This window comes from Ruminococcus sp. MSJ-25, assembly GCF_018917825.1.
Lineage (GTDB): Bacteria > Bacillota > Clostridia > Oscillospirales > Ruminococcaceae > Hominimerdicola > Hominimerdicola aceti.
In genome coordinates, this window is record NZ_JAHLPI010000011.1 from 1 (window position 1) to 14,532 (window position 14,532).

At 37.6% G+C, this 14,532-nt stretch carries 14 protein-coding genes and 1 pseudogene; all 15 read left to right on the top strand.

The features are described from left to right. Positions 1–387: pseudogene (locus tag KQH97_RS03055) on the top strand (hypothetical protein); the annotation flags it as partial. 19 nt (positions 388–406) lie between these two features. After that, positions 407–643, top strand: a complete 237-nt coding sequence (locus tag KQH97_RS03060) for a DUF6103 family protein (RefSeq protein ID WP_216552660.1) — start codon at positions 407–409, stop codon at positions 641–643. A 353-nt stretch (positions 644–996) separates the two neighbouring features. After that, entirely contained in the window at positions 997–1,401 is a 405-nt protein-coding gene (locus tag KQH97_RS03065; RefSeq protein ID WP_215650111.1) for a hypothetical protein, read from the top strand. An 81-nt stretch (positions 1,402–1,482) separates the two neighbouring features. Then, positions 1,483–1,947 carry a hypothetical protein gene (locus tag KQH97_RS03070; protein WP_215650112.1) on the top strand — a complete coding sequence of 155 codons (465 nt, stop codon included), beginning with the start codon at positions 1,483–1,485 and terminating at the stop codon, positions 1,945–1,947. A 48-nt stretch (positions 1,948–1,995) separates the two neighbouring features. Then, on the top strand, positions 1,996–4,710 hold the full coding sequence (gene mobP3 / locus KQH97_RS03075) for a MobP3 family relaxase (protein WP_367614654.1): 2,715 nt from the start codon (positions 1,996–1,998) through the stop codon (positions 4,708–4,710). Positions 4,711–4,883: 173 nt separating this feature from the next. Continuing rightward, on the top strand, positions 4,884–5,624 hold the full coding sequence (locus KQH97_RS03080) for a LytTR family DNA-binding domain-containing protein (protein ID WP_216552664.1): 741 nt from the start codon (positions 4,884–4,886) through the stop codon (positions 5,622–5,624). Further along, positions 5,625–6,944, top strand: coding sequence for a GHKL domain-containing protein (locus KQH97_RS03085; RefSeq protein WP_216552666.1), 1,320 nt, complete (start codon positions 5,625–5,627; stop codon positions 6,942–6,944). Between the two features lie 462 nt (positions 6,945–7,406). Beyond that, positions 7,407–9,041, top strand: a complete 1,635-nt coding sequence (locus tag KQH97_RS03090) for a DUF3502 domain-containing protein (protein ID WP_216552668.1) — start codon at positions 7,407–7,409, stop codon at positions 9,039–9,041. After that, positions 9,016–10,173, top strand: coding sequence for a hypothetical protein (locus tag KQH97_RS03095; protein ID WP_216552670.1), 1,158 nt, complete (start codon positions 9,016–9,018; stop codon positions 10,171–10,173). Before KQH97_RS03090 ends, KQH97_RS03095 begins: the two co-directional genes overlap by 26 nt. Next, positions 10,170–11,027 (top strand): ABC transporter ATP-binding protein, encoded by an 858-nt coding sequence (locus tag KQH97_RS03100; RefSeq protein WP_216552672.1) that lies wholly within the window; start codon positions 10,170–10,172, stop codon positions 11,025–11,027. Before KQH97_RS03095 ends, KQH97_RS03100 begins: the two co-directional genes overlap by 4 nt. A gap of 12 nt (positions 11,028–11,039) precedes the next feature. Beyond that, complete coding sequence (locus KQH97_RS03105; protein ID WP_117878661.1) at positions 11,040–11,294, top strand: hypothetical protein; 255 nt, start codon at positions 11,040–11,042, stop codon at positions 11,292–11,294. Between the two features lie 129 nt (positions 11,295–11,423). Continuing rightward, positions 11,424–12,281, top strand: a complete 858-nt coding sequence (locus KQH97_RS03110; protein WP_215650119.1) for a CHAP domain-containing protein — start codon at positions 11,424–11,426, stop codon at positions 12,279–12,281. A gap of 9 nt (positions 12,282–12,290) precedes the next feature. Next, entirely contained in the window at positions 12,291–13,262 is a 972-nt protein-coding gene (locus KQH97_RS03115; protein WP_216552674.1) for a C39 family peptidase, read from the top strand. A gap of 403 nt (positions 13,263–13,665) precedes the next feature. Continuing rightward, positions 13,666–14,100 (top strand): RNA polymerase sigma factor, encoded by a 435-nt coding sequence (locus tag KQH97_RS03120; protein WP_117859721.1) that lies wholly within the window; start codon positions 13,666–13,668, stop codon positions 14,098–14,100. A gap of 166 nt (positions 14,101–14,266) precedes the next feature. Beyond that, positions 14,267–14,518, top strand: coding sequence for a hypothetical protein (locus KQH97_RS03125; RefSeq protein WP_117878540.1), 252 nt, complete (start codon positions 14,267–14,269; stop codon positions 14,516–14,518). Positions 14,519–14,532: the final 14 nt, after the last annotated feature.

A 14,532-nucleotide genomic window follows, 5' to 3' on the forward strand; every position in this document is an offset into this window, starting at 1 on the left:
GGATATATGAACGGGTTTATCGGTGAAAGAAACGAAACTGACAGAATACGTTATGCGGATAATGCAGGGCTTGTGCTGGGATATCTGAACTACAGTCCGACCGATAAAAAGTTTGATCCTGCTTACAGCACATTGGTTTATACCGAACAAGGCGGTATAGATACTATGCCTGAAGTTGTCGGGATAGGGGTGTTTGACGGAAGTCAGCACGGAATTTATGTTGGGAACGGAGAGGTGATTTTCTCCTCTGCCGATTGCGGTTATGTCACAAAAGAGCCTGTTTCAAATGGCAGCTGGACAAGCTGGTGCACCTATATGGGGATAGAATATCCTCAGGAGGTGGAGGACGCTATTGAAAGTTTGAGCGGTGAAAGTTCATCAGAATAACAGATTGGAGGTTGATAGAATGAAAAGATCAGTTACGGTAAATGTAAACGAAGAAAAGCTCTCGGCTATTGAAATGTACCTTGAGCAGAAAAGTACAACTCTTGCAGCAGAGCTTGACAAGTACATTGAACAGCTCTACAGCAAAGTAGTGCCGCAGAATGTGAGAGATTTTATTGATATGATGTCGGACAGAAAGCCTGCGAGAAAGCAGAAGATCACTGCTCCCGTCGAAACGGAAAAGCAGTCCGAGCAGTAATTCGCCACGGTTCGCACTGTGTCGCCCTGTGTGGCGTTTTCAGAGCATGGGTGTGGTAACTTTACCCTAAAGGCAGCTGGGGCGAATTTGGGGCGTTTTGTTGCAAAGTTTGAGAATGGCAGGGATCAGATGATTTCGGGTGGGTTTGAGGGAAAATATTTTATTGCAAGTTAAAGTGTCGGGGTTGTAGCCCCGACACAGTCACAGCGGACGGCAAAGCCGACCGCAATTTTGCGAGGTTTGTACAGCTTAGGGCAAAGGGGTTGTAAATTCAGCCTTTTTCAGATTTAGGGGTTGTATCAGCAAAAAGGCACGGAAATACGGCATTTTATCAGGAGTTGGAGGTGGTAAAAGTGAGTTTTCAGAATAAGGTTAAGTTTCCACTATGGGCGTATCCCGAAACGCTGAAAGATGTGGAGGTTCATTACCCAAACGACAACTGCAGATCGCAGAGTGAGTTTATCGAAAAGGCCATTAAATTTTATATTGGCTATCTCGACGAGGAAAAAAGTGTGAACTATATCTCCCCTATGATAACTGAAACAGTCAAAGCTCAGATCAAAGGTACGGAACAGAGACTTGCACGTCTGATGTTCAAGGTCGCTGTTGAACTTGGAAAGCTGTCGCATATGACTGCGGCAATAAATGATGTGGATGATGAAACTCTAAGAAGTCTTCATGCGATGTGTGTAAATGAAGTGCGGAAGATCAACGGTATTATTGATTATGAAGATGCGGTTGAGTATCAGCAGAGTTGAAGTATATCTTATTTATAATTAAATTTGACATGTTATATTTTTTTGCTATAATATTATTAGTGATTTTATGGAGGTAGAATTATGATACTCATTATTTTATTCATAATCTTTGTCTTATTCTTATTACTAATAATGACGTTCAGTCATGCACCAATTTTTAAAATCAGTAAAGATAGGATTGTACAGATTAAAAAATACGGATTATTACATTTTACTTCTAAAGAAAATGCAAAAACAATTATTGAAACAAATAAGTTAATCGGAACTAAATCAAATATGAGTTTTCTTGAGAAACGACTTGGTAAAATGATATGGTTTTACGATAATATGCCAAAACAATTAGAATGTAAACATAATTGTTTGAAAAAAAAATACAAAGCACAAAATCAAAAAGGTGCTTATGATGTATGTCTGTTAGTAACGAACTTAAATGATGATCATTTAAAAAAGTTTCACACAAGAAAAGGTCTGATTAATGATTCACCTTCTGTCTATTTTGGTGACGAACTAAATAATGTAAAAATAACAATTTTAAAAAGATGGTGATATCACATCAAAATAATCAAGTAAGGAGTTGAGACTATAGCAAAGATAATAGTAACAAGCCGCTACCTAAAAAGCGGTTCAAAGAAAAAGCTTGCAAACTATGTAAAATACATCGCAACCCGTGAGGGTTCTGTTCCTACAACAACCAATAACGAAACAGCTCCTGCTACCCAAAATCAGCAGGAGCTTATTTTATCTCTGCTTAAGGATTTCCCCGACAGCAAGGATTTATTCGAGTACGAAGATTACCAGAAGAATCCCACTGTAAAAAACGGTTCTGCACTCATATCTGAAATCTTAGATCGAAACATGGACAGGCTCACTAACCGTGAAAATTACGTTGGCTATCTTGCCAACCGTCCCGGCACAGTCAAGTTTGGCTCACACGGTTTGTTCTCGCAATCGGACGAACCTATTGACCTTGAAAAAGTCGCAAAAGAGATCGCAAATCACGGCGGTAATGTCTGGACTCATGTTGTTTCTCTCCGCAGAGATAACGCTCAGGCAATGGGTTATGATAACTTGAATGCCTGGCGTGAACTTGTCAAGCGGCAGGTCCCCAACATTGCAAAACAGCAGAAAATTGATATGGCAAACCTAAAATGGTATGCAGCTTTCCATGATAAGAAAACCAATCCTCACGTACATATCATTGTTTACTCAACAAACGAACGTGAGGGCTTTTTAACTAATCACGGTATTGAAAAGATCCGCAGCGGCTTTGCAAATGATATTTATTCGGACGAGCTTCATCATCTTTATGCACAACAAACAGATTTACGCAATTTGCTAAAAGCGGACGCGAAAACGCTTATGAAGTCGCTTGCTGAAGAATTAAAATATGACGATTGCGGAGACGACGAACTTTGTAAATTGATTTTTCAACTTCATAGTCAGTTGAAAAGTTCAAAGGGCAAAAAAGTTTATGGTTATATGAAAACCGATATTAAGAAAACTGTTGATGATATTTTTTCAAAACTTGCGGATAACGAATCAATAAAAAAGATGTATGAACTTTGGTGCGAAATGGAACAACAAAAGCATGATGTCTATTCGTCTGCAAAATTAAAATTTCCACCGCTTGTTGACAACAAGGAGTTTAGGTCAGTCAGGAATATGATAATTCGTACAGTACTTAATATGAAACCATTTGATGCAAATACTGAAATTGAAGGATCTGAACCAAATGATGAATACTTTGATAACACACCTCAGAGTATGTCACCTCTGTTTGATGAAGCAGAACCGTTGGCAGAGACAGAAACAGATGAATCGGCTGCGGCAATAAAATACTATATCAAATGGAACGATCAATACAAAAAAGCCTGCAAGCTTATCTATGGCAAAGACGCTAAGCTCAATGATTTTAAGAAAGCTGAACAACTTTTGTTATCTGAATCACAGCGTGGAAATGTTTTGGCTGTTTACGATCTTGGAAAGCTTTATTCTACCGACAAGCTTGGCGAAAGGAACGAAGAAACGTCTATTGCAAAATACACACGGGCTTTGCAGGGATTTTTGCAAATAGAACCAAACTCAAAGAAATTAAAGCCATATGTTCAGTATCGTATAGGTAAAATGTTTTGCTATGGTCTTGGTACGGAGCAGGACTATGAAAAAGCCTTTGAGTGGTTTGAAAGATCGGCAAAACAGAAAAACAAGTTTGCTCAATTTAGCCTTGCAAATCTGTATTACTATGGCAGCGGTGTGGAAAAAGATCTGTCACAGGCTTTTCTTTGGTATCAGAGATCATCCTCTCAGGGTCAGCCCTATGCGGCTTATTCTATCGCTCAAATGTACAGATATGGAGAGTATGTAACCAAAGATAACGATACAGCACAGAGATATTACAAACAAGCTTTGTCGGGATTTTTGAAAATCGAAAGTGATGATATGGCGAACGACGATCTGTTTTACAAATTAGGGCAAATGTTTAAGTTTGGACTTGGAACAGACTCAGACGTTACAAAAGCGATCGAATACTTCAGACGTTCAGCTGAAATGAATAACAAGAACGGCTTGTTTGAGTATGGCAAAGCACTTTTGATAGGTGAACACATTCCGCAAGATACAGATAGTGCATTAAAAATCCTTGAGAAAGCTGTCAAACTTAAAAACAGCAATGCAAAAAGATTCCTTGCCCTTGAATATATTTCAGGAGAGCATTTGGAACAGGACATTGAAAAGGGAATAGCCTTGCTTACTGAGTGTGCGGACAGCAGAGATGTCATTGCTTGTTACAGACTAGGCAAAATTTATTTGCAAGGCGAGATAATGTCTCAAAAGCTGGACAAAGCAGAAAGATATTTGCTCTTGGCGGCAGATAACGAGTACACTCAGTATGCACTTGCAAAGCTGTATTTGCAGGAAGAAAAGTATGATATACAAAAAGCTGTCAATTATTTTGAGAATTGTGCTGCCAAAAATCATTGGGCAAGTTATCAGCTTGGCAGGATCTATCTTTTCGGGGCAGCGGGACTTACAAGGGATAAGGGACAAGCTATCGAATGGTTTACTAAGTCCGCAAACGATGGCAACGAGTATGCACAGGCTATGCTGGCCGACATATCGAAGTTTGAGAATGTTCTGCTTGCGAATACGATATTAAGCCTGTTTGTAAATCTCAGCAGATGCATTGAAGATGATTATGCACAGAAATACAAGTCCTTTAAACAAACAGCAGACTGCAGACTGCGAAGAATGATTAGGCAGAAAAAACTGTCACTGGGTATCAAGGACGAGCAGGCTCAGAACTATGAGTAATCATATTAATTCCGGAATATATAGATGTTTGAATGGCGGATTGTTTGGTGACAATTATTGCAAAGCCAAGCGTTTATATACAGATGTAAGTGATTTTATAACATAATTAATAAAAGGTGTATTGATTTAGTGAAAAATGTTTGATATAATGTCATACAAAGGTGGTGAAGGATATGCTTAAAATCGCAGTTTGTGATGATAATGAGAGCTTTTTAGAAACATTAAAAAAAATAATTTCTGAAAGTGCAAGAGATTATTTTAAAGATATAAATGTTCAATGTTTCAATAATGGTCAACGTTTATTGAATCAGCACAAACGTTTATTTTTTGATGTGATTTTTTTGGATATTGATATGCCTGAATTCACAGGCTTTGGTGTTGCAGAAATATTAAGAAAACAAAGAAGGGATTGTTATATAATATTTGTTACAAATCACAATGAACTGGTGTACGGAAGCATGGAATTTCAACCGTTTTACTTTATACAAAAGTCTAGCGTTTCAAGATTAAATAAAGATGTTGTTAATGTTTTAAACAAGCTTTCTGTTTATTTAAAGCAGCACCAAAAAATAATTTTGAGCGATGAAGAGCATGGGCGAATCTGCATTCAATACAGAGACATTTTGTATATTGAAAGTGACAATCATCATGTGAAATATTGTATCTTGGATGAGTATGGTTCACAGATTCATATTAAAGTACGTGCAGTTATCGGTGACCTTGAAAGTGAGCTTGCGGAATACGATTTTTCGAGAGTTCATAAAAAGTATCTTGTTAATCTTAGTCATGTTTTTAATTTGGATATGAAAAATGACGAAGTTATTTTTAAGCAAGGTTTTAGACTTCCAATGAGTAGAAAGTACAAACACACGGTTGATACCGATTTTTCAAAATATTTGAGGGAAACGATATAAATGAGTATAATATGGATTGCTTTTGAAGTGATTATAAATTTCTATGAAGGTTTTATGGAAACTTATTTTATATATAAGTTTTTGCCTCCGAAAACAGAAAGCACTAAGAAAAACATTATTGCTTTTGCATTGTGTTTCTGTACGCTCGGATTACTGATAACCGTAATGAATTACTTAACGATTTTTGAGGGCATTCTGGGAATTGTCTGCTACTTAACGGCTTTGTTTCTCTATGCCCTAGTGAACAGAAAAGGCAGTATAATAAAAAAACTGTTTGCAGCCACTGTTCCTCTTGTTATGATTTCTTTAATATCTATAATTACGCTTAATTTTGTTTCATCAGTAAATTCAATGTCAATAAAAGAAATAGTTACGGAATCCGGATTTGCTCGTTTTACGGTATTGATTTTTACACAGGCATTATTCTTTATTTCAGTAAAGTTGATGCTGAAATTATTGGCAACGACTTCTGAGAACTTTAATGCAGTTGAGTGGATCGCTATTATATTAATACTTGCAATATCCATTATTATGATGTTCTTACTTCATTTGATAGCTATTGATTCAACGCAGAGACTCTATATAAACTTATTGATTTTAACGATAGTTGCAGTTAACATTATAATCTTTTATATGATTGATTCTATTTCTGTGAAAAATAATCAGAAAAAAGAACTGGAACTTTTAAAGCTCCAAGAGCAATACAGTCACCAATATATAGAGAATGCAAGTCAGCAATATGATTCGATAAGAAAGATTAGGCATGATTTGAAAGATCAGTTGTCCGCTGTATATACAATGATAGTTCAAGGACACGCAGATGAATCAATGAAGTACATAGAGAAATATGTTAACGTTATATCAATCAGTGAAAGCTTTGTAAATACAGACAATTATATTGTAAATGCTATTATAAATTCTAAGTTTGCAGTCGCAGCGACAGAAGGAATCAGAACAAATTGCAGCTGCATTAAGAGCTTTGATGGTATAGATGATATTGATATGCTTCATATTTTAAGCAATACGCTTGACAATGCTATAACGGCTAGTGAAAAAATAACTGACGAGTCAGAAAGGTTCATTAACCTTGACATCAGTAAAACAATGGACATATATAGAATAATAGTCAGAAATGCAATAAATGAGTCTGTTTTAAAAAGAAATCCGAGCCTTAAAACAACAAAATTAAATGCCCATAAGCATGGGTGGGGAATTAAAATAATACGAGAGATTGCAGAAAAATATCAGGGAAGATGTGAATTTTACGAATCGGATAAAATGTTCACATGTTTGATAACGTTAAAATCAACTTTACTGTAAAACGTTAAAATCTCTTTGTATTGGCAAATTTAAGTCATAGCAAATTGAGAGAAACAAGTTAAACTTATAACGAAAAAGAGAGCTGTTACGCCGGTTTTTATATGGTGGACAGTTCTCTTTTTGTATTTCACGACAAAAACTTACACGTCACGCCAAATTGCTTGACTTGAGTGTAAATAAATTGTATATTATAGCAAATAAAAGACTTGGTGGAAGTAATGAAAAGATTAGTATCGATAATTTTGAATTTTATGATATGGTAATGGCAGTGCGACCAGTGGTGTAACGTGTTATTTGACCAATACAAAGGGACATGGTTGGAGCTCGGTCACATCAACACATACAGCAACTGGTTACTCTAAAAGAACATTAAATAAAACAGAATCATATGTGTCTTAATTAGTTTTTATTTGGGCATAGTGAAAGCTATGCCCGAATTATTGAACGAAGGAGTGTTGTATATTGAAAAAATATAGATTTGGACTAACGATAATTCTAAGTTGTTTAATGATAACGGGTTGTGCAAGCAATTCTGATATTTCCTCAATAAGCAAGATCTCAGATTACAGTTCAAATGACAATACAAGTTCTTATGAAACAGATGATACCCTTGATGATGAAGTTGAATACTATTATTCAGACGATACTCCGATTTATAGTTTTGAGAAAAGATACGAAAAAATCAAAGAACAATATCCCAATAAGTCTGTGCTTGTTTGGGTAAGTGACCAAAATATTCGATATGAAGATGAAGTAAATTCGTATTTATCTGAACACAATAAAAATTATGTATTGTGTTTCAAAAATCTTACATATGACGTTGATATGGTAGATGATAACTCTAACTTTATAACCTCATATGCACAACTATTGTCAGATGCGTTTGATAATAGAGAGAAATTCGATATAATTGATACAGGGCTTAAATATCAAGGCTTTGATACATTCTATAATCCATATCAGAATTGTGTCAACAATAATTTTCTCGAACCATTAAATACATACCTTGAAAACACCGAGTGCGGTAAGAAAATTTACGCCGAAATGTCAACAAATTATTGGAAGAGTTTAATGATAAACGGCACAATTTACGGTATCGACGGTTCGTTGTCTTGCTTAAAAGAAGATCTTGGATATGAGCTTAATGCTGATTTAGTTGATAAAAGCAGTATAAATCTTGATGATTTTTTAGGAAAATATGATACATCACTCCAAAAAGTTATTGATCTGTGCAAATCCAGAGGTTGGAAATTTACCACAGGAATGCTCGGATTTATGCAATTATACTCAAATTATGATTTTATAACAGATAATATTTGCATCGATGATAATGGTCACGCCGTGAATATTTACGAAACCGATTATGCAAAAAATCTTTTCAATATCATATCCGACGGTTTCACAAATGACGTTATGGTTAACCCTGTCAATGATAATATAAATGATATAGATACATATTTTGGCTCTATAAATTCTACATTATGCGGAGGCTATACAAACAACAAATTTAAAACGAGCCAAGAATACGGTTTGCAAACGAGCTATGCCTCAACTGAATCATACACTATATATCCGCAATACTCTAATAAAATATATACTTCTTCAAAAGCTTTGGGCATATGTGCGTTATCAGACAACAAGTATCTTGCATTTGACGCTATCTGCGAGGTCATGACAAATAAAGAGTTGAATGATCTCTTGTGTTTTGGTACTGATTATGACATTATAAATGGTTGCATAAAACCATATGGGTATTATAATACAATGGGTGTCGAAAACAGATTGATACGATACCCGTTTTATGGTGTTAATGACCCTAATTCAAATGAAAAGTACCACGAGGCAATAACAGATTTTAAATTATCAAAGAGTGTTGGCTTTTGTTTTGACACTACAAATGTTTCTGATAAAATTTTGGCTGTTGATAAGGTTTTAAAGACTATTGATTCTGATTTTCCTTCTAAGGAATATAAAACAGGTAAAGAATATTTAGATAAATTGAACGATGATCTGAATTCCGCAGGCTTGCAGGATATTCTTGACGAGGTAAACAGACAGCTGGAGGAGTACAATGAAACACACAATACAGATAATTAGCATATTGTCAGCGGCAGCTATGACCCTGACCGCTTGCGGTAAAAGCGATAAAAATAAGGACAGCAACGCCGCACAGGCAGATAAGTGGAGGATAGTTTCTGTTTATGAATGTGCAGACTATGACAATAACATTTGCTTTTCCACGCAGGAAAATTCACGTCTTGACTTTGTGGATATGACAACCCTTGAGGACAGCCCTGTGTGCGACGACCCTTCTTGCAAACATCGTGAGGGTTCTGATTGCACTGCATATGGCAAGGGCGATCACCCTTTTATTTACAATAAAAGGCTCTATTATCTGAGAAGTTCCGATATAATAACCAAAGATGACGGAACATATGCAACAAATACCATGATGTTTTGTTCTGACATAAATGGTGCTAATGAAAAGCAGGTCGCTGAGATTGACGGGCTTAGCTATAATGATTATGATAGAATGGCGATAGTAGGCAGCACAGCGTATCTTGTCATGACTAACCAGCCTTATGACAAGGATTTTAAAGAACTAGAGCCGTCACTGGAGTTGGTTTCGGTGGCTCTTGACAGCGGAAAAGTCAATAATATAGGCGAAGTCACACAGGGATATAGCTGCGGTGCGTGGGTGTATGGCTTGTGGGATAATAAGCTCATTTTCCGTACATCAAAGGCGGCAGATGATCGTCCGTTTATGGAACGTTTGCAGGACTTTGCTGATAAAAACGGACTGTCTGAAAGTGAAGCTATCGAGCAGTATAACGATAAGGCGGAGTATGATTACCAGTATCTTTCCTATGATATTTCAAGAGGTAAAGTTGAGAAAAACGCTTTGTCTGAGCCGTCTGCAATATCAGATAACTGCTATTACTATGTGAAAGACGGCAAGCCATGCTATCTTGACAAAAGCGGCAAAGAGCAGACTATCGAGGGCATTGATGATGGCTCAAACGTGACCAATATCGCAACGATAAACGGCTATGCGCTCATAGACAGCGAGAACAGTCAGTATCTTTTCAAAGAAAGCGACAAGACCATTTCAAAGCTCACGGATACATATGATATTGCCGCCATAAAGGACGGGCAGGCTATTATCAGAACAGGCAGTACGCCTGCATATGAGAAGAAAGCTGTCTCGGAATTGGAGAACTCAAAATGACCCTCACCCTAACAAACCTCACCAAACAATACGGCAACTTCACCGCTCTTGAAAACTTCAATTACGAGTTTACGGCAGGCGTATATGGTCTGCTTGGACCGAACGGCGCAGGCAAGTCCACCCTTATGAATATCATCACCGACAATCTGAAACCCACGTCAGGTTCGGTGAGATTTGACGGCGTTGAAACAAGCACAATGGGCGCAGACTTTCGCAAAATCCTCGGCTTTATGCCCCAACAGCAGGGGATATATCCCAACTTCACGCTCGAGCGCTTCCTCTACTATATGGCTGCCCTCAAGGGTATGAAAAAAGCCGACGCAAAGCCGCAGATAGAAAAGCTAATCAACCTTGTCAACTTGCAGGACAGCCGCGGCAAACGGCTCGGCGGTTTTTCGGGCGGAATGAAACAGCGTGCCCTTATCGCACAGGCAATGCTCGGCGAACCGAAAGTCATTATCCTTGACGAGCCCACAGCAGGTCTTGACCCGAAAGAGCGTATCCGCATAAGAAACCTCGTGGCGCAGATCGCTTTTGACAAGATAGTCATAATCGCGACCCACGTTGTTTCGGACATCGAATTCATCGCAAAAGAAGTTCTGCTGATGAAAAAGGGTGAGATAATCGACAGCGGTGCGCCTCATATCCTCTGCGAAAAGATCGACGGCAAAGTGTTCGAGATAACCGCCGACGAGAGTATGCTGGACGAAATTTCCGCAAAATACAAGGTGGGAAATATCTCAAAGGACGAGAAAAATATCTACGTCCGTGTTATCAGCGAACAGCCGCCAACTTACGAATGCAAAACCTGCAAGCCCGACCTTGAGGACCTCTACCTCTACTATTTCGATTGAGGGGGCGAGCTAATGATCTTCGTAAACGAACTGATAAAAGCGTTCTGCAAACGCACAACTATTGCAATTTTCGCCGTTCTGCTGCTCCTCAACGGCGTTTTGCTGTATATAAACGAAACAAAACAGACGCTGGAATACACCCCCGAACAGTATAAAGTCGCTTATCAGACTCTCGAGGGGCTTGACACTCACGCCGCTTTTGAGCAAATCTCGCAGAAAAAGACAGCGTTGAATAAGATATTGGATTTATTTGTAAGCAAAAATTAAGTCCATAAATGTACAAACAGCTTTTTGACGGTAAAGGTAGGGTGAGTCCGATGCAGCAATAAAATATAGAAATTCGTCACGAACAAGAATAATTCACAATCGTTAACAAAAAGAACTGGATGAATAAAAATGACATATCAGGAGTTTGTAAATAAGTATAATGGAGTTGGAACTGACTACGATGGCGTTGCAGGTGTGCAGTGTGTTGATTTAATCAAGCTGTACTTAAATAAAGTGTTCGGTTTGAATCCAGGTGCTTGGGGAAATGCCTATGAGTACTATGCAAATTGGACTGCATATACGACTGAACTTCAGAAAAACTTTAATCGTATAGCGAATACACCTGATTTTATCCCTATAAAAGGTGACATTATGGTATGGAACACTAACGTAGGCGGAGGATACGGACACGTTGCGATCTGTACAGGTGAAGGTGATACATCGTATTTTTATAGTTATGAACAGAATTCAAATGGTCATAATGAACCTATGATGAAAATCAGACATAATTACACCAATGTTTATGGTGTTTTAAGAGCCAAGGATCAATCAAAAATCACGGGTTCAGGTGGTGGCAGCGGCACAACACCATTGACAATGGGAACTCTTTGGGTTGATAATGATATTTATATATTCAACCAGAATCTTAAGATATATAGCAGCACAAGTATGAGTACCCAAGTTGGAACGGTTAATAAAGGCGAACAAAGAAAGTTTGTGAGCTTTGTTATTAAGAATTCCAACACTTTTGGAAAAATGCAGGACGGCAACTACATTATCGTAAGCAATGGCGGTAATATTACCGTAAATGCTTATGGTACGGTTAATTGTGATGTTTTAAATGTGCGAAAATCCAGTAGCACGAGTTCAGCGATAGTTGGAACAGTTTCTTATGGTACGAAATTGTTGTTTACTAAGGAAAACAAAGATTGGGCATACGCTCCGAGTGTAGGCGGTTGGTTATATCTTGGATATATTAAAGGTTAAAATCGGAAAATGACATCAAAAAACAGACACAAAACGCTTCCGACATTAATGCTGATAGCTGTCATCATTGTTATTCCTTTGATTCTCATAAGTAAATGTACAACGAAAAATAAAACAGAATCAGATAATGTTCAGGCTAATGTAACATCAACAGCATCCGCACTGAATTCGAGCGAAAGTCAAACGGAAATTGCTGATGATGATCAAGAAACGTATTTGTTTTTAGTCAATGACAATACTCCTTTTTACGCTCCGGACGAAAATGAAACGGTGCTTTTCGACTACGCAGACGGTAATATAGGCGGATTATATACCGGCAGATATTCCAAAATATATCAAGGGTATATTGAGATAGATTATCGAGAGGATTACGTCTTGGTAAACGAGGGATATTCATGCGTTATTGATTGCACAAATATTATAAAGTTGGGCGTGATTTCTCAGCTTAACAGTATGGGAGTCGGCTATTCAGCCTGTGGTGTAGCATGTGTGTATATGCTTTCAAACAGCAAAAATATCGGAAGTGATGAATTTTTCAATTACGATAAACTGCTTGATTATTCAGAAGAGAACGGTTACGGTGATCAAGGTACATTGCTTGACACCGGTGGAGGAATGTCGGCTGAGAGTATACAAAAGCTGGCGAAAAATGCATATGGTATAGAGCTAAGCAATGCTTATGACAGTGACCAAAAACCATCGGACATAATCAAACAACTGGTTGATAATGGTCATCAATGCATTGTATTGGTTAAACAACAAGACGGACAAATAATGACACAAAACGGGGTTAGCCATTTTGTGTTAATAACCGGATACATACAGTCAGGCGACGCAATATATTTTGTTTACGGAAACAGCTATTATACTGATAGTATATTATCAGGGCACACTCTGATGCTGGTCAGAGATGAATTATTAAATTCCTCGGTAAGTGCTCACCATGATGAACCAAATGCCATACTATACCCAACTCAGTAAGTGTTTTTGAAGATTTATATCTTATAGTATACGCTTAAAATTCGGATTGGGTTTAGCTATGCAAAGCGGCTTTGTCTGTCAGAATTGTTCAGTAATAATATATAAATGGTTAAAGCTTGTAACGGGTACTATCTTACAGCTTTAACCATTTATTTTAGAAATAAACCCTAGATATCAATAAAGTTTTATAACTATCACCTTAATATAGTTTGAAATCATGGAGTATAACAAAAGCTTTTAAAGCCGAAAGTTATACTCCTTTTTCTTTATAGACCTTTTTGTTTTAAAAGCAGAAAGGTCTATTTTTATGCCAATTTTTAAATACTGGCAGCAATACATAGCCAAATATCCATAAGCCTTCGTTTTGATTCAGAACAAGAAAATCAAAACGGAGGAATAAAGAATGAGTAAAAATACGGTTCGTGTTTATGACACGATAACCAAGAAATACGTTGAAGTCGAGGTGAATGAAACGGTTCGTACATATTACGACAGAACGCAGTGGAATATTGAAGATAATGACAAGTCGTTCTATAAGCACGAGATCCAGTTCTCTGCGTTGAAAGGAAACATTAACGGAGAACTTGAAAATTTCAAGGAGTTTCGTACTGATGATGATTCGGTTGAAAAGTGTATTATCAGACAAGCGGAATATTCGGAGCTGTATAAATGTCTTGCTAGCCTACCTGATGATGAGCACTCAATAATTATCATGATATATTTTTGTGGCAAAACCGAGCAGGAAGTTGCTGATATATTACATACATCACAGCAAAATGTGCACAAAAAGAAACATAGGATTTTGTGCAGACTAAACAAATTTTTAAAATCTCAATAAAAAACGGTTGTTAAACTCCTTGTTTCTTCCCCTATACAAGTGTAAGGGGAAAGAAAAGCTCCTTAAGCATCTTGAAAATTGAATATCAACTCTGCAAGCACGTTAATCACACGGCTGGTATGAAATCTCGGCAGCCAAAGAAACCATACGCCAAGACTCCGAAAGGATGAGCGATAAATATGACGTTTCAAAATTCGATGCAGCAAAGGCAAAACTGGATGAAACGCAGTCGGCGATAACTAAGCGGCAGGCTCAGAGACAGATGATGGAGAACTTCATGAAGGTGCTGCGGTCGCTGCCGGAGCAGGTCGATTACTTTGAGGAAGGCACCTGGTACGCAATGTGCGACTTCATCACGGTCTACGGCAAAGATGACATCCGGGTTACCTTCCATAACGGATTGGAAATCCGAGTATAAAGATTACTCCCCAC

What these genes read in the sequence shown, in the direction of transcription:
- KQH97_RS03105 (WP_117878661.1), top strand. Translation starts at nt 11,040, where the DNA reads ATGATCTTCGTAAACGAACTGATAAAAGCGTTCTGCAAACGCACAACT.
- KQH97_RS03100 (WP_216552672.1), top strand. Translation starts at nt 10,170, where the DNA reads ATGACCCTCACCCTAACAAACCTCACCAAACAATACGGCAACTTCACC.
- KQH97_RS03120 (WP_117859721.1), top strand. Translation starts at nt 13,666, where the DNA reads ATGAGTAAAAATACGGTTCGTGTTTATGACACGATAACCAAGAAATAC.
- KQH97_RS03110 (WP_215650119.1), top strand. Translation starts at nt 11,424, where the DNA reads ATGACATATCAGGAGTTTGTAAATAAGTATAATGGAGTTGGAACTGAC.
- KQH97_RS03115 (WP_216552674.1), top strand. Translation starts at nt 12,291, where the DNA reads ATGACATCAAAAAACAGACACAAAACGCTTCCGACATTAATGCTGATA.
- KQH97_RS03125 (WP_117878540.1), top strand. Translation starts at nt 14,267, where the DNA reads ATGAGCGATAAATATGACGTTTCAAAATTCGATGCAGCAAAGGCAAAA.
- KQH97_RS03095 (WP_216552670.1), top strand. Translation starts at nt 9,016, where the DNA reads ATGAAACACACAATACAGATAATTAGCATATTGTCAGCGGCAGCTATG.
- KQH97_RS03080 (WP_216552664.1), top strand. Translation starts at nt 4,884, where the DNA reads ATGCTTAAAATCGCAGTTTGTGATGATAATGAGAGCTTTTTAGAAACA.
- KQH97_RS03070 (WP_215650112.1), top strand. Translation starts at nt 1,483, where the DNA reads ATGATACTCATTATTTTATTCATAATCTTTGTCTTATTCTTATTACTA.
- KQH97_RS03060 (WP_216552660.1), top strand. Translation starts at nt 407, where the DNA reads ATGAAAAGATCAGTTACGGTAAATGTAAACGAAGAAAAGCTCTCGGCT.
- KQH97_RS03085 (WP_216552666.1), top strand. Translation starts at nt 5,625, where the DNA reads ATGAGTATAATATGGATTGCTTTTGAAGTGATTATAAATTTCTATGAA.